The sequence below is a fragment of the Aquipseudomonas guryensis genome, from assembly GCF_014164785.1.
Classification (GTDB): domain Bacteria; phylum Pseudomonadota; class Gammaproteobacteria; order Pseudomonadales; family Pseudomonadaceae; genus Aquipseudomonas; species Aquipseudomonas guryensis.
The window spans coordinates 1,587,253-1,601,775 of the sequence record NZ_JACJFN010000001.1 but is presented as its reverse complement, the minus strand read 5'-3'; the positions used below and the strand labels follow the sequence as shown (position 1 = coordinate 1,601,775).

The following is a 14,523-nucleotide window of genomic DNA, read 5'->3' as shown; positions in this document are numbered from 1 at the left end:
ATGCAATCTGCGCATGAACGATCTTCGTCAGCTCCGCCATTTCGTCGCTCTCGCCGAGCACGGCCACTTCGCCCGTGCCGCCGAAGCCGTGCACCTCAGCCAGCCGGCGCTGAGCCGCAGCATCCAGGCGCTGGAGTGCAGCCTCGGCTGCAACCTGGTCGACCGCCACAGCCGCGGCATCAGCCTCACCGCCCACGGCCAGCTGGTGCTGGAACATGCCCGCCGCCTGCTCGCCGGCAGCCGGGCGCTGAGCAATGCGGTGAGCCAGCTGGGCAATCTGAGTAGCGGCGAGCTGCGCCTGGGCGCCGGTCCCTACCCCGCCGCGCGCTTGGTGCCGCAGGCCATCGGCCAGTTCGCCGCACATTACCCACAGGTGCGCGTGCAGCTGCTGATCGACAACTGGCAGCAGTTGCGCGAGCGCCTGCTGGACGACGAGATCGAGCTGTTCGTCGCCGATACTCGCGAGTTCCACGACGATCCCCAGCTGCAGGTGACGGCACTGCAGAGCCATCACGGCGTGCTGTTCTGCCGTCCGCAGCATCCGTTGTGCCAGCGCCAACCGCTGATGCCAGCCGCTCTGGGCGAATTCCCCCTGGCCGGCACGCAGATGCCGGTGGAGGTCGAGCGCCTGCTGCAGCGCCTGGGTGATGGCGCGAATCCGCTGAGCATCCAGTGCGACAATTTCATGGTGCTCAAGGAGCTGGTGTCGACCAGCGATGTGCTGAGCCTGGCGCCCTGGGATGTGGTGGCCGCCGATGTGCAGGCCGGGCGACTGGTCACCCTGCGCCTGGCCGGCGACCCGGCCCTGGCCCGCTCGGCCTACGGCATCGTCAGCCGTGCCGGGCATAGCCTGTCGCCGGCGGCCGAACAGTTGCAGCAGATCATTCACGCGCAGGATGGTCAGACGAAGCCGGCGTAGGGCGGGTGCAACCCGCTGGCTTCACCCGCCCTACGGATTACAACTTATGCCGCGCGGCATACAGGCAGATCATCTCCATGGCCAGGGTGGCGCCGGCCAGGGCGGTGACTTCGGCGTTGTCGTAGGGCGGTGCGACTTCCACCACGTCCATGCCGACCAGGTTGATACCGCGCAGGCCACGCAGGATTTCCAGCGCCTGGTGGCTGGAGAGGCCGCCGCACACCGGGGTGCCAGTGCCGGGGGCGAAGGCCGGGTCGAGACAGTCGATGTCGAAGGTCAGGTACACCGGGTGGTCACCGACGCGGGCACGGATCAGCTCGGCGATCTGCTCCGGGGTGCTGCGGTTGACCTGCCGCGCATCCAGCACCTGGAAACCCATCACGTCGTCGTTGGTGGTGCGCAGACCGATCTGCACCGAGCGCGCCGGGTCGACCAAACCCTCCTTGGCCGCGTGATAGAACATGGTGCCGTGGTCGATGCGCGCACCCTCCTCGTCCGGCCAGGTGTCGCTGTGCGCGTCGAAGTGGATCAGTGACAGTGCCCCGTGTTGTTTCGCATGGGCCTTGAGCAGCGGGTAGCTGATGAAGTGGTCGCCGCCCAAAGTAAGCATGGCGCAGCCGGCAGCGAGAATCCTGTCGGCATGGGCCTCGATGGCCGCCGGGGTGTCCTGCGGGGTGCCATGGTCGAAGTTACAGTCGCCGTAGTCGATGCAGGCCAGCACATCGAACGGGTCGAACTCCCAGGGGTAGTGGCGGGCCCAGGCCGACTGGATCGAGGCGGCGCGAATGGCGCGCGGGCCGAAGCGGCTGCCGGGGCGATTGGTGGTGGCGGTGTCGAACGGCACGCCGCTGACCACCAGGTCCACGCCGCGCAGATCGCGGGTATAGCGGCGGCGCATAAAGCTGGTGATGCCGGCGTAGGTGGGTTCGGCGCTGGTGCCGTACAGGCTGTCGCGGGTGATGGCCTGGTCGTTGTCGAAGGCTTGGTCCATGTCGGTCTCCTTAATATTGGGTGCGGAAGCTGGCCCATAGGCGGGTCCGCTCACGCTGGGCGCGCAGCGGCAGGATCTGCTCGGCGAACAGTTTTTTGCGCACCAGGCGTGGCGGGTAGATATCCGGGTCTCCGCTCACCGCCTCGTCCAGCAGCGGGGTGGCCGCACGGTTGGCGTTGGCGAAGTACAGCGCGTTGGTCAGCTCGGCGATGGCTTCAGGCTTGAGCATGTAGTCGATGAAGGCCCGCGCCGCCTCGGGGTGCGGCGCATCCACCGGGATGGCCATGGTGTCGAACCAGATCAGCGTGCCTTCGCGGGGGATGCGGTAGAGCACCTCGAACGGCTGCTGGGCCTCGGCGGCGCGGGCGGCGGCCATGCCGGCGTCGCCGGTGTAGGTCAGCGCCAGGCAGATCTCACCCTTGGCCAGGTCGTCGATATGCCGCGCGGTGGCCACGTAGCGCAGGTTGGGCTGCAGTTCGGCGAGCAGCGCCTTGACCGCCTGCAGGTCATCCGGGTTGCCGCCGTAGGGTTTCTTGCCCAGGTAGTTGAGAGCGATGGCTACCACTTCCTGTGGCGAATCGAGCACGGCAATGCCGCAGTCCTTGAGCTTGGCGGCGTACTCAGGCTTGAACAGCAGGTCGAGGCTATCCAGCGCCACGCCCGGCAGGCGCTGCTGCACCGCCTGTTTGTTGATGCCCAGGCCGACAGTGCCCCAGGTGTAGGGCACCCCGTAGCGGTTGCCCGGATCGATGAAGGCCAGCTTGGCGAGCATCTCCGGGTCAAGGTTGCCAGCGTTGCTCAATTCGCCGACCGGTTGCACGGCTTTGGCCTGGATCGCCCGGCCCAAGCCACTGGAGGCGGGAAACACGACGTCGTAGCCACTGCCGCCGGTGAGCAGCTTGGCGTCCAGCACCTCGGCGCTGTCGAAAGTGTCGTACTTGACCCGGATGCCGGTCTCGGCCTGAAAGCGCTTGAGCGCCTCGGGCGCCACGTAATCGGCCCAGTTGTACAGGTTGAGAACTTTCTCCTCTGCCTGCAGCGGCAGGGCGAAGGCGAGCATGAACAAGCTTGCAGCAAGACGCATGGTGGACAACCTCGTTGGACTGACTGGGCGCGGCTTCCGTAGCAGCCAGCTTGCTGGCGATCACCGATGCCTGGTGTGCGCTGGATCGCCAGCAAGCTGGCTCCTACAGGCTGCATCCTGCGCCCGGCATTGCTTCCGATAAATACGAAGTGATCTACTCTGGCATCGCCATTCATCAATGTTTGGAATCAACATGCTCAGCCAACTGCGCGACCTCGATCTGCAACTGCTGCGCCTGTTCGTCACCGTGGTGGAAAGCGGCGGTTTCAGTGCGGCCCAGGGCGAACTGGGGATCGGCCAGTCGACTATCAGCACGCAGATGGCCAAGCTGGAAACACGCCTGGGCTTTCGCCTGTGCGAGCGCGGCAAGGCCGGCTTTCGTCTGACGACCAAGGGCGAGCAGGTGCTGGCGGCCACGCGCAAACTGTTCGGCGCCATCGAAACCTTCAAGGGCGAAGCCCAGGGCATGGCCGACAAGCTGCTCGGCGAGCTGCATATCGGCCTGTCCGAGGCGCTTGCCGACGAGGTGCTGGAGCAGGTCGCGGCAGCCATCAGCCGTTTTCGCCGACGCAACCAGGCGGTGCAGATCGAACTGCTCAGCGCCGTGCCGGCCGAACTGGAGCGACGCCTGTTGCAAGGCCAGCTGCAACTGGCCATCGGCTACTTCTCCGGGGCGCAGACGGCGTTGGACTACCAGCGGCTGTTCGTCGAGCAGCAGCATCTGTACTGCGGCCGCGGTCATCCGTTGTTCGGCCAGGGGCAGGTCGAGGCCACGGAACTGGCGCACTGCGACGGCGTGCTGCATCCCTACCGTTTCTTCGACAACGACGAGCCCTGGCAGGCCGGTAGCAGCAGCGCGCGCTGCGAGCAGGTGGAGGGCACCCTGGCTTTTATCCTGTCCGGCGCGCATATCGGCTACCTGCCCGAGCACATCGCCGCGCCCTGGGTCGCGCGCGGCCGACTGCAAGCCGTGCAGCCCGAACAACAGGGGTTCAGCGTCGAATTCCGCCTGGCCCAACACCGTGGCCGCCAGCCCAGCGAAGCGCAGCAGGCGCTGGTCGAGGATCTGCTGGCGGTCTTTGCCTGAGATTCATCTGCCCTTCGGAGGACTCCCTGTAGGGTACGCCGTGCACACCGGGCACCACTACGGGCCTATCGGCGCGCACAGCTCACCCTAAGCGACCTAAGCCCCCACATGCTGTACTGATCACGACCGATTAGCCCGCTGAATCGGCGCATCTGACGCTTTTCATCACTAGACCGACTGGTCTACATATAGCGTCATGAACGCACATAACCTCAGCACCCGCGACAAACTGATCGCCGCCATGGCCGATACCCTGCAACGCAAGGGGCTGCATGGCGCCGGCCTGAACGAGCTGCTGGCCCAGGCCCAGGCGCCCAAAGGCAGCCTCTATCACCACTTTCCCGGCGGCAAGAACGAGCTGGCAGTGGCGGCCATCGAGCACATCGGCCAGCGTATCGATGGCTTCTTCGCCCAGCTGTTCCGCGAGCATCCGGACCCGCTGCGGGCCATGCAGCGCTGGCTCGACAACACCCTGCAGCAGCTCGAAGGCAGTCGCTTCGAGCGCGGCTGCCCGCTGGCCACCGTGGCCCTGGAAAGCGGCCCGGAGGATGTCGAGATCCGCGCCGCCCTGGCCGGCTGTTTCACCCGCCTGCGCCAGGCCCTGGCAACCCAGTTGCAGGGCGTCGGCTTCAGCGCCGACAGCGCCGACAGCTTCGCCAACCTGTTTATCTCGCTCTATGAAGGCGGCTTGCTGCAGGCCCGAGTGGCCGGCAGCAGCGAGCCCTTGCAACGCGCCAGTGCGGCGCTTTTCCAGCTACTGCGTGACTACCCGCGGGAGACCCGCCATGACCAGTGAAAGCCCGAACATCCTTCGTGAAGAACTGCAGCTCAGCGCCCGCGACGGCTACCCGCTGCGCGCCACCCTGTATCACGCGCCACAGCCGCGCGCGCGCCTGCTGATCGGCGGCGCCACCGGCGTACCGCAGGGCTTCTACCGGCGTTTCGCCGAGTACGCTGCGCAGCGCGGCTACAGCACCCTGAGCGTCGACTATCGCGGCATCGGCCAGTCCAAACCGGCGCAGCTGCGTGGCTTCGATATGCGCTACCTGGACTGGGCCACCCATGACCTGGCCGCCGCCCTCGATCACCTGCACGGCGACGACCTGCCCACCTACATGGTCGGTCACTCCTTCGGCGGCCATGCCTTCGGCCTGCTGCCGGGGCACGAACGGGTCGCCGGGTTCTATACCTTCGGCACCGGGGCCGGCTGGCACGGCTGGATGCCGCGTGCCGAACGCGTGCGCGTACAGCTGATGTGGAACCTGGTCGGCCCGTTGATCGTGATGCGCAAGGGCTACCTGGCCTGGAGCAAGCTGGGCATGGGCGAAGACCTGCCGCTGGGCGTGTACCAACAGTGGAAACGCTGGTGCCGCTACCCGCGCTATTTCTTCGACGACCCCGAGCAAGGCCATCTAGCCGCGCAGTTCGCCAACGTGCGCACGCCGATCGTCGCCGCCAACACCCTCGACGACCTGTGGGCGCCACCCAGCTCGCGTGACTCCTTCATGGCCGCCTACAGCGCCGCGCCCTATCAGGCCCGCACCATCGACTCGCAGGCCGAAGGCCTCGGCGCCATTGGCCATATGGGCTACTTCCGCAGCAGCGCCACGCCACTGTGGGACGAGGCGCTGGGCTGGTTCGAACAGCTGCATACCAATCGCCGCGCCGCCTGAGCGGCAAACCATTCCCAGAGGAAAACCGTGATGAATCCGCAACAGATGACCGGCCTGGAAATCATGCAAGCCTTCGCCGCCGGGCACTTCCCCAAGCCCGGTATCGCCAAGACCATGCCCATGGAAGTCGAGACGGTGGAGGCCAACCGCGTGGTCTTCGCCGTCACCGCCGACGAGCGTCACACCAACCCGCTGGGCGGCGTGCATGGCGGCTTCGCCGCCACCGTACTGGACTCGGTAACCGGCTGTGCCACCCACACCGCCCTGGGCGCTGGCGAGAGCTACGGCACCATCGAGCTGAACGTGAAGATGAGCAAGGCCATCCCCTTCAACCGCACGCTGCGCGCCGAAGGCAAGGTGATCAACGTCAGCTCGCGCTTGGTCATCTCCGAAGGCAGCATCCGTGATGCAGACGGCACCCTCTACGCCTACGGCACCGCCACCTGCATGATCCTGCGCTAAGCGCCGGTTGCGATCTTGCCCCGCGCACACGAGGCACAGGGCTGCCCAGGCTTGAACCTGGACGCCCTGCCGTAGGGTGCCGCGCGCACCGCAGTCCCTGCAGGGGCTTCTGGTGTGCACAGCTCACCCTACGGGCCATCGTAAACAGGCTTCTAGCGGTGTAGAGCGCCCGCAGTCAAAACCTGGACTGACGCCCCGGCGGCGTTCGCTGGCGCAGCTGTCCGGCAAGGCGCTCGATGGCCTGCAAGGTCAGCTGGATTTCCTCGTGGATCAGCACCCGACCGGGCACATCCTCCAGAATCAACTCATCCGGAGGCTCTTCGGCCTCCAGCTGGTAACGCGGATCAAACGACTGAAACCTATCCATTGCGGTGTCCTCAGGGTTTTCCGACAGCGACAGGCCGCCAGTGCGCAGGGCAGCAACCGGCAAAACAAGGAATCTGTTGTTGTCCGGGTCAGCATGCAACCCGTTGATGACTGTTGTTTGACCGCTCGGCATTGCGCCGACACCTGGTCAATTTCTGCGCAATCAACGCTTAGGTCAAGCCACCGCTTGTCACTGCGCACAGGCTCGAAATAGAGCGTGCCAGGCAGACTCTGGCAGCCGCACTATAGTTCCAGCTCGTCCTTTCTTGACCCGTGCAAGGAGTCATCATGAGCAAAATCCATAACGTCGCCGTCCTCGTCGGCAGCCTGCGCAAGGCATCGATCAACCGCAAGCTGGCGCTGGCCCTGGCCGAACTGGCCCCACCTTCGCTGCAGCTGGATATCGTCGAGATCGGCGACCTGCCGCTGTACAACGAAGACATCGACGTCAACCCGGCGCCATTGCCCTACAGCCGCTTCCGCCAGCAGGTAAACAGTGCCGATGCGCTGCTGTTCGTCACCCCGGAATACAACCGCTCGGTGCCGGCGCCGCTGAAGAACGCCATCGATGTCGGCTCGCGGCCCTACGGCCAGAGCGTGTTCAGCGGCAAACCGGGGGCCGTGCTCAGCGCCTCGCCGGGCGCGGTCGGCGGCTTTGGCGCCAACCACCACCTGCGTCAGTCCCTGGTATTCCTCGACGTGCCGGTGCTGCAGCAGCCGGAAGCCTATCTGGGCGGTGCCGGCAGCTTCTTCGACGAGCAGGGCAAGCTCAACGATGGCGTGCGGGGCTTCCTGCAGAAGTTCATCGACGCCTACGCGCTGTGGGTGGAGAGACAGATCAAGGGCTGATACACCAGGTGCAGTGCAGCTAGGCTTGTCTGCAGACAGCGGAGGATTGCCCCATGGCTGCGGCACCGATCGAAGACCACGCATGGCGCGCTGGCGCAACCGACCAACACCAGGCCGAAAGCCTCTGTGAGGCCCTGCAAACCCGCGCACGCACTGGCCAGCCGATGCAGGGCTTCCAGCTCAAGCATGCCGCGCTGAGCGGGATCGACCTGGTCAACCACGGCAGCCGCAGCGGCTACCAGCTACATAACGCCGACCTGTACCGCGCCGACCTGCAGAACGCCCACCTGTTCGCCCTCGACCTGCGCGGCAGTTCGCTGATGAAGGCCGACCTGCGCGGCGCCAACCTGCACTGCGCCGACCTGCGCGACTGCAACCTGCTGGGCATCCGCCTGGAAGGTGCGCGTCTGGACAACGTGGTCTGGGATCGCCAGTTGCTTCAGGAACGGCGTGGCCGCGAACGCCAGCGCGCCGGCGACAACGACGCCGCCCGCCAGCTGTTCGAGGAAGCCGAGGAAACCTACCGCAACCTGCGCCTGCGTCTGGAGAAGGCCGGGCTGTTCGAGCAGGCGGGCATCTTCTTCCACCGCGAGATGGTCATGCGTCGCCTGCAGATGCCGCGCTACTCCGGCAAGCGCCTGCTGTCCTGGCTGGTCGACCTGTTCAGCGGCTACGGCGAGAAGCCGCTGAATGTGGTGCTGTTTTCCCTGGGCCTGATCTTCGTCTGCGGCCTGCTCTACTTCCTGGTCGGCGTGCGCCACGGCGACTTGCCGCTGCGCCTGGCGCTGGAGCGCGGCTGGCTGGCCAATCTGACGGATCTGGCCGGCTGCCTGTATTTCAGTGTGGTGACCTTCACTACCCTCGGCTATGGCGACATTACCCCGCACGGCCTGGCCCGCCCGATTGCCGCCTTCGAGGCCTTCGCCGGCAGCTTCACCATGGCCCTGTTCGTGGTGGTGTTCGTGAAGAAAATGACGCGCTGAGCACCTGCTTACGATCTGCTGCGCGTCGGCCAGACTGCGTTAAAAACAGCCTCAGAATGCTCATTTACAGCGCGTAAACTGCGCTTCTTCGGCTGTTTTTGCCTTGTCCGGCTCTAGCTCGCGAGATCGTAGACAGGTTCTAAGCCAGCATGGATCAGCCGTGGCGCGCGGCACTGGCTTGAACGATGCGCTGGGCCGGCACGCGCAGCTGGGTCAGTAGGTAGTCGGCGAAATCGGGCGCGTAGTCCTGTGCGGCGATAGCTTGCTGCATGCAGTTCAGCCAGGCATCGGCGTGCTCAACACTGATCGGCCACTGGGCATGGAAGCTGGGGATGGCGATAGGCCCGTACTTCTCGCCGAACAGCTTGGGCCCGCCGAGCCAGCCACTGAGAAAACAGGTCAGTTTGTCACGCGCCAGCGCCAGGCTTTCGGGGTGCATCGCGCGCACCTCGGCGGCCTGCGGCAGTTCGTCCATATAGCGATAGAAGTCGTCCACCAGCCGGCGCAACCCCTCCAGGCCACCCGCAGCCCGGTAGGAGGCGTCGCCGACACCGTACTGCTCACTCATGCACCATCCTCTAGGAAAACTTAGCGGCGTGGCCTGCCGCTACAGGGCTGATCAGGATTTTTCCAGCATCGCCCGGTGGGCGCGCAGCTGCTCGATCATCTGCTCCATGCGCTGGATACGCTGATCCACCTGTTCCACCGTGTCCAGCTGCATCATGCCCGTGCCGTGCCCCATTGGCATGCCCTGCTTGCCGCCGTGCATGGGGCAGCCGCCCATCATCTGCATGCCGCCACCCATGGCCTGCTGGTGCTCCTGCATCAGCTTCTGCCGTTCTTCCGGGGTCTTGCCGGCCATCCAGCGCTAGTGCATCTGCTGCATTTCGCTCATGTGCTGCTGCCATTGCTGCTCGGTCGTGGCATCGGTCGCGGCCCAGCTGCTGCCGGCTGCGAGCAGCACAAGAAGGCTGCCCAGGCGTATTGATCTGTTCATCTGCAAATCCTCTGCGAAGCAAAGAGAGGTTCCCACTTTAGCCCCCTGGGGCCCCGCAGATTTGACCTGCATCAACCTGTGCGCAGCTCGTGCCAATCCCGGCAACCCAGAGCGCATACCCTAGACGGAGCATGCGACACTGCCCCACACCCAATGCTCGCCAAGGAAGACCGATGGAACTGCGTTTCAGCATGGATGCTGCCGACCTGCAACAACTGACCGAGGACATCATTGCCAGCCGCCTGGCTCGCCATGAGCACAGCTTCGAACGCCTGGCGCACTGGCAGGCACGCCTGCTGGCACCGTTGACCCTGAGCCTGATCGTGCTGCTGCTCGCCCTGCTGCCGCTGCTGGTGCAGGGTCGTTATGACGTGCCCAGCGCCATTGCCACGCTGCTGGTGATCGGCCTGCTAGTCCTGCTGTGGCGCCGTGTTGCCGAGCCCTGGCTGCAACGCGCCGTGCAGGCCGGCCAGCCGCGCAATGCACGCATTCGCCAGCGCAGCGCCGCACGCCTGGAACGCAGCCTGCGCCGGCAACTGAGCAGGAGTCTGACCCGGCTGCGCGGCCTGCATGTATGGACGCTCGACGAACAGGGCGTGCTGCTTAGTACGCCGGATGGCCAGCAACAACGTATCGCCTGGCGCCAGCTCGAATGCGTCGCCGAAAGCGACCATTTCTATCGCCTGGCTAGCCGCGCCCAACAGCGCCTCGGGCTAGCCTACACCCTCAGCAAGCACAGCTGCGAGATGGACGCCGCCACCTATCGCGCCGGCCTGGCGCAAGTGCTAGCACGCTGCCGAAACGCCTCGCGCCGGCCCTGAACCAACGTCCTGCAAACTCTTGTAGGAGCGAACTTGACCGCGATAGCGAAGCCAGGAACACCCCTGCGCTGCCCGTTTCGCGGCCAAGTTCGCTCCCACAGAAACAGCTCCCCGAGGCCAAGTCATGCACCTGCTCAGCTACCGATCACCCCGCCATCCAGCTTGGTGATCAGCATGGTGGTCGAGCGTGGGCGGGTCTTGCCGTCGCTGGCCGGGAAGCTGAGGCCAGGGTGCTGGATATTCGCCCACATGGCCTTGCCGTCCGGGCTCCAGGCCAGGCCGGTGACTTCGCAGCCGCGCGGGCCGACCAGGAAGCGGCGCACCTCACGGGTGGCCGGGTCGGCGCAAAGCAGCTGGTTGCAACCCATGGCCTGCATCGGCGCTTCGATATCGTCGTAGTCGGTCTGGATCCACAGGCGGCCGGCGGCGTCGAAGGCCAGGCCATCCGGCGAGGAGAACAGGTCGCCATTGATGGTGCCGGTGAGGTTGACCGGCACGGCCTTGCCGTCCTTGTCCTTGGCGCCACGGTTCTCGCCGGCCAGCAGGAACAGCTCCCAGGTGAAGCTGGTGGCGGTCGGGTCGGCGTCCTTCTCGTTGAAGCGCAGGATCTGCCCGTGCAGGTTCTGCGGACGCGGGTTGGCCTTGTCGGTGGGCTGTTTGGCGCCACGCCCGTCGTTGTTGGTCAGAGCCACGTAGACCTCGCGGGTCTGGGGATGCACGGCGGCCCACTCGGGACGGTCCATCGGCGTGGCGCCAGCACGGTCGGCTGCGGCGCGGGCGTTGAGCAGCACTTCGGCCTGGTCGGCGAAACCGTTGTCCGCCGTCAAACCGTTCTGCCCATGCACCAGGGCCAGCCACTGGCCGCTGCCATCGGCGTCGAAACGCGCGACATACAGCGTGCCCTGATCCAGCAAATCGCGATTGGCCTTGGGGTTGGCTGCATCGTAGCGCCCGGTGGGGACGAACTTATAGACGTACTCGCCCTTGGCGTCGTCGCCGGAGTAGAAGGCCATGCGTCCGTCCGTGCCCAGGCTGAGCGCCGCGCACTCACGACCGATGCGGCCGAAGGCGGTGCGCTTGATCGGCTGCGCCTTGGGGTCGAACGGGTCGATCTCGACCACCCAGCCGAAGCGGTGCGGCTCGTTGACGTGGCCGCCGTGGGCCTGTTCGGCATAGGGCGTAGCGTCGAAGCGCGGGTCGGCGGTTTCCCAGGCGTAGTTCTTGCTCGTGCCTTCCTTGGCCAGACCATAGCGCTTGTGCGACACGCGGCTCTCGTAGTCGGCCTGGTCGCGGTTGATAAAGTAGTTGTGCCAGTTCTCCTCGCAGGTGAGGAAGGTGCCCCAGGGCGTGACGCCGGTGGCGCAGTTGTTCAGGGTACCGAACACCTCCAGACCGCTGGGGTCGCTGGCGGTCTTCATCGCATCGAGCCCGGCCAGTGGGCCGGCAATACGCATCGGCGTGAGCATGCTGATGCGGCGGTTATAGGGCGAATCCATGACCCGCTGCCACTGGCCATCGGCGCCCTTCTTCACCTCGATTACCGAGACGCCGTGGGCGGCCTGCTCCTTGCGCACCTCAGCTAAGGGGCGCGGTTTTGACTGGTCGATCTGCCCGGACGGGTGCAGCGGCGGGTTGACGTATTCGTGGTTCATCACCAGCAGGCCACGCTCGGTTTCGCCGGCGAAGGCGAAGAAGTCCATGCCGTCGTGGTTGTCACCGGCCTGCTTGAGCTGGGCCTGCCAGTCGTCGCTGGCGTCCGGGTTCCAGGCCGGCGCGCCGGCTTCCACCGGGTCACCCCAGGAAAAGAACGGTACGGCGCGGTAGCCCTCGGCCACCAGCACGCGGTCGAACTGCGGGTCGATCTGCACCGGCACACCACGGAAGTTGAGCAGCGGGCTGGCGCCGGCCTTGCTGCAGCCGCTGATGCCGCCGGCGAAGAAGCCGAGGGCGGCGAGGCTCAGACCGCCCTTGAGCACATTGCGCCGCGCCGGGTTGATCAGCTCGGCCAGCGGCGGGTTGGCGCTGGGGTTGATGGTGATGTCGTCGTGGGCTTCCAGGCTGGCGTGGAAGTGGCTGTGCTCGTGGCTCATCACGGGGTCTCGATGGATTTGTGTGGGGGTTGTCCCGGATTGCATCCGGCTACGGCCCTGCCCTACTTCTGTAGGAGCCAGCTTGCTGGCGATCACGGGCCTGGTGACGCGGATCGCCAGCAAGCTGGCTCCTACAAGAGAGGGCGGGGGTTTATTCGATGCGGTAGTGGAAGGTGTTCTTCACCCCTTCAACGGCCACCGCCTGGCCATCGACGATGCGTGGCTGGTAGCGGAAGCTTTTAGCGGCGGAAAGTGACGGGCGAATGAACAGCGGGTGGCAGTCGCCGACCACCTGCGGGTTCTCCACCCGGCCTTGCGGGTTGACCCGGTAGCTAACGGTGCAGTCGCCCTGGATGCCTTTGTCGAGCGCGCGCTCCGGGTAGTCCGGGGCGTCCTTGGCAATCGGCAAGTACTGGCGGCTGGCGGCCGCAGCGGCTTCGGCCTGACGGGCACGTTCGGCGGCCTGGGTCTGCTGTTCGGCCAGACGTTGCTGCTGGGCTTGTGCCTCGGCTTCGCGACGCAGCTGCTCCAGCCGTTGCTGCTCGATACGCTGCTGTTCCTGGCGTTGTTCTTCGCGCTTCTGCTCCTCGACCCGCTTACGCGCCAGGGCAGCCTGCTCCAGCTTCTGCTGTTGCAGACGCGGATCGGGCTTGGGCGCCTCAACCGGCTTGACCGGCTTGACCGGCTCCAGCGGCACCGGTGGCGCAGCAACCACTTCAGGCTGCGGCGGCACGGGTGGGGCCGGCGGCGCCAGGCTGATCAGGCGGGTGGTCAGGGTGCGCACCTGGGGTGGCTCGGGCCTATCACTCGGCCACTGGCTGAGCAGCAGGCCCAGCACCAGCCCATGCAGGCCGACAGCAACCACGGCCGCGCCGGCATTGCGCAGCCAGGCGCGGCTCGGCAGCGCCGGCAGGACCAGGCTGGGCGCGGGCATCAGCGCGCTGCTCATTGCGGCGCCTCGGTGATCAGGCCGAGGTTGCTCACCCCGCCCTGCTGCAGCGCGGCCATGCCGGCCACCACCGTGGCGTAGTCGGCGCCGCCGTCGGCACGGATATACACCTGGGTGTCACCATGGGCGGCGATCAGCGCGCCGACCTTGCTGCGCATCTCCTCCAGGTTCACCGCGCTGTCGGTCTGGCTCTGGGTGTCCAGCTCGCTGCCGAGGTTCCAGTAGTAGCTGCCATCGACCTTGACCGAGAGGGTCAGTACCCGCTGCTGGCTATCGGTCGGCAGCGCTTCGGCGGCGACCTTGGGCAGCTCGACCTTGACCCCCTGAGTCAGCATGGGCGCGGTGACCATGAAGATCACCAGCAGCACCAGCATCACGTCGATGTAGGGCACCACGTTCATCTCGGCCTTGGGGCCGTGCTTGTTCTGCGGCTTGCGCATGGGGTTCTCCTCAGGCGGCCTGGGCGATGCCCGGCGCGGCCTGCAGCTTGCGATGCAGGCGAGCCTGCAGTTCGTTGCCGAAGGCGTAGAAGCGCGTGCTGAGGGTGGCCACGCGGGCGGCGAAGCGGTTGTAGGCGATCACCGCGGGAATCGCCGCGAACAGGCCGATGGCGGTGGCGATCAGCGCCTCGGCGATGCCCGGGGCCACGGTGCTGAGGGTCGCTTGCTGCACCTGGGACAGGCCGATAAAGGAATTCATGATCCCCCACACGGTGCCGAACAGGCCGATATAGGGGCTGACCGAGCCGACCGTGGCGAGGAACGGCAGGCCCTTTTCCAGGCGTTCTTCCTGCTCGGCGATGGCCACCAGCAGGCTGCGCTCGACCCCGTCGCTCACCGCCTCGCCGCTGATACCGGGCTCGCGTTTGAGATGGGCGAACTCGGTGTAGCCGGCGCGGAAGATCTGCTCCAGGGCGGCATCGCTGTCGATGTTGTCGCTGCCTTCGCGGTACAGCGCGGCAAGGTCGCCCTGCTGGCGGAAGCGCTTCTGGAAATCCTTCAGCAACCGTTCGCTACGACCCAGCAGCAGGCTGCGCTGGATGATCAGGTACCAGCTGGCCAGCGAGGCGCCGAGCAGGGTGAGCATGACCAGCTTGACCAGCAGGCTGGCGTCGCCGATCAGGCTCCAGACGGTCATCTGTTCGAGAGTGGGGTGCATGGTGGGGCTCCTGTGCATGGTGAGGAGTCGGGCTGGCGACCCCTCACCCCAACCCTCTCCCGAGGGGAGAGGGGGTTAAGTGCTATTCGATTAC

At 66.1% G+C, this 14,523-nt stretch carries 18 protein-coding genes; 8 read left to right on the top strand and 10 right to left on the bottom strand.

Annotation, left to right across the window (positions count from 1 at the left end; all coding sequences use genetic code 11):
* The first annotated feature begins 13 nt into the window (after nucleotides 1-13).
* Nucleotides 14-919: a LysR family transcriptional regulator gene (locus H3H45_RS07235; protein WP_182833019.1), complete on the top strand. Its 906-nt coding sequence runs from the start codon at nucleotides 14-16 to the stop codon at nucleotides 917-919.
* Nucleotides 920-956: 37 nt separating this feature from the next.
* Here H3H45_RS07235 and speB read toward each other — a convergent pair whose 3' ends face one another.
* Together speB and H3H45_RS07225 are read right to left on the bottom strand one after the other, a co-directional pair.
* Nucleotides 957-1,910 (bottom strand): agmatinase, encoded by a 954-nt coding sequence (gene speB / locus H3H45_RS07230; RefSeq protein WP_182833018.1) that lies wholly within the window; start codon nucleotides 1,908-1,910, stop codon nucleotides 957-959.
* 10 nt (nucleotides 1,911-1,920) lie between these two features.
* Complete coding sequence (locus H3H45_RS07225) at nucleotides 1,921-2,994, bottom strand: polyamine ABC transporter substrate-binding protein (protein ID WP_182833017.1); 1,074 nt, start codon at nucleotides 2,992-2,994, stop codon at nucleotides 1,921-1,923.
* Between the two features lie 193 nt (nucleotides 2,995-3,187).
* On the opposite strand from H3H45_RS07225, the gene H3H45_RS07220 reads away from it, so the two are divergent.
* The 4 genes from H3H45_RS07220 (at nucleotide 3,188) to H3H45_RS07205 (ending at nucleotide 6,216) form a co-directional block, all read left to right on the top strand.
* Nucleotides 3,188-4,081, top strand: coding sequence for a LysR family transcriptional regulator (locus H3H45_RS07220; RefSeq protein WP_182833016.1), 894 nt, complete (start codon nucleotides 3,188-3,190; stop codon nucleotides 4,079-4,081).
* A gap of 196 nt (nucleotides 4,082-4,277) precedes the next feature.
* Entirely contained in the window at nucleotides 4,278-4,877 is a 600-nt protein-coding gene (locus tag H3H45_RS07215; protein ID WP_220494137.1) for a TetR/AcrR family transcriptional regulator, read from the top strand.
* Complete coding sequence (locus H3H45_RS07210; RefSeq protein ID WP_182833015.1) at nucleotides 4,867-5,754, top strand: alpha/beta hydrolase family protein; 888 nt, start codon at nucleotides 4,867-4,869, stop codon at nucleotides 5,752-5,754. Before H3H45_RS07215 ends, H3H45_RS07210 begins: the two co-directional genes overlap by 11 nt.
* 30 nt (nucleotides 5,755-5,784) lie before the next feature.
* Nucleotides 5,785-6,216: a PaaI family thioesterase gene (locus tag H3H45_RS07205; RefSeq protein WP_160080221.1), complete on the top strand. Its 432-nt coding sequence runs from the start codon at nucleotides 5,785-5,787 to the stop codon at nucleotides 6,214-6,216.
* Nucleotides 6,217-6,391: 175 nt separating this feature from the next.
* Here H3H45_RS07205 and H3H45_RS07200 read toward each other — a convergent pair whose 3' ends face one another.
* A complete protein-coding gene (locus H3H45_RS07200) occupies nucleotides 6,392-6,715 on the bottom strand; it encodes a hypothetical protein (RefSeq protein ID WP_182833014.1) in 324 nt (107 codons plus the stop codon).
* Between the two features lie 155 nt (nucleotides 6,716-6,870).
* On the opposite strand from H3H45_RS07200, the gene H3H45_RS07195 reads away from it, so the two are divergent.
* Nucleotides 6,871-7,431: an NADPH-dependent FMN reductase gene (locus H3H45_RS07195; protein WP_182833013.1), complete on the top strand. Its 561-nt coding sequence runs from the start codon at nucleotides 6,871-6,873 to the stop codon at nucleotides 7,429-7,431.
* A 53-nt stretch (nucleotides 7,432-7,484) separates the two neighbouring features.
* Nucleotides 7,485-8,414 carry an ion channel gene (locus tag H3H45_RS07190; RefSeq protein ID WP_182833012.1) on the top strand — a complete coding sequence of 310 codons (930 nt, stop codon included), beginning with the start codon at nucleotides 7,485-7,487 and terminating at the stop codon, nucleotides 8,412-8,414.
* A gap of 154 nt (nucleotides 8,415-8,568) precedes the next feature.
* Here the strand turns inward: H3H45_RS07190 and H3H45_RS07185 are convergent, their stop codons facing one another.
* Genes H3H45_RS07185 through H3H45_RS20385 form a run of 3 tightly spaced genes read right to left on the bottom strand, consistent with a single transcriptional unit; the run spans nucleotide 8,569 to nucleotide 9,411 of the window.
* On the bottom strand, nucleotides 8,569-8,982 hold the full coding sequence (locus tag H3H45_RS07185) for a group II truncated hemoglobin (RefSeq protein ID WP_182833011.1): 414 nt from the start codon (nucleotides 8,980-8,982) through the stop codon (nucleotides 8,569-8,571).
* Nucleotides 8,983-9,033: 51 nt separating this feature from the next.
* Complete coding sequence (locus tag H3H45_RS20390; protein ID WP_407926676.1) at nucleotides 9,034-9,276, bottom strand: hypothetical protein; 243 nt, start codon at nucleotides 9,274-9,276, stop codon at nucleotides 9,034-9,036.
* Nucleotides 9,277-9,282: 6 nt separating this feature from the next.
* Nucleotides 9,283-9,411: a hypothetical protein gene (locus tag H3H45_RS20385; RefSeq protein WP_407926675.1), complete on the bottom strand. Its 129-nt coding sequence runs from the start codon at nucleotides 9,409-9,411 to the stop codon at nucleotides 9,283-9,285.
* A gap of 173 nt (nucleotides 9,412-9,584) precedes the next feature.
* Between H3H45_RS20385 and H3H45_RS07175 the strand changes: the two genes are divergently transcribed.
* Complete coding sequence (locus H3H45_RS07175; RefSeq protein ID WP_182833010.1) at nucleotides 9,585-10,232, top strand: hypothetical protein; 648 nt, start codon at nucleotides 9,585-9,587, stop codon at nucleotides 10,230-10,232.
* A gap of 134 nt (nucleotides 10,233-10,366) precedes the next feature.
* On the opposite strand, the gene H3H45_RS07170 is transcribed toward H3H45_RS07175, so the two are convergent.
* The 4 genes from H3H45_RS07170 to tolQ all read right to left on the bottom strand — a co-directional run bounded on the left by H3H45_RS07170 (nucleotide 10,367) and on the right by tolQ (nucleotide 14,429).
* Nucleotides 10,367-12,322, bottom strand: coding sequence for a PhoX family protein (locus H3H45_RS07170; protein ID WP_182833009.1), 1,956 nt, complete (start codon nucleotides 12,320-12,322; stop codon nucleotides 10,367-10,369).
* Nucleotides 12,323-12,473: 151 nt separating this feature from the next.
* Nucleotides 12,474-13,271 carry an energy transducer TonB gene (locus H3H45_RS07165; protein ID WP_182833008.1) on the bottom strand — a complete coding sequence of 266 codons (798 nt, stop codon included), beginning with the start codon at nucleotides 13,269-13,271 and terminating at the stop codon, nucleotides 12,474-12,476.
* Entirely contained in the window at nucleotides 13,268-13,711 is a 444-nt protein-coding gene (gene tolR, locus H3H45_RS07160; RefSeq protein ID WP_160488347.1) for a protein TolR, read from the bottom strand. Before tolR ends, H3H45_RS07165 begins: the two co-directional genes overlap by 4 nt.
* Before the next feature lie 10 nt (nucleotides 13,712-13,721).
* Nucleotides 13,722-14,429, bottom strand: coding sequence for a protein TolQ (gene tolQ, locus H3H45_RS07155; RefSeq protein WP_182833007.1), 708 nt, complete (start codon nucleotides 14,427-14,429; stop codon nucleotides 13,722-13,724).
* Nucleotides 14,430-14,523: the final 94 nt, after the last annotated feature.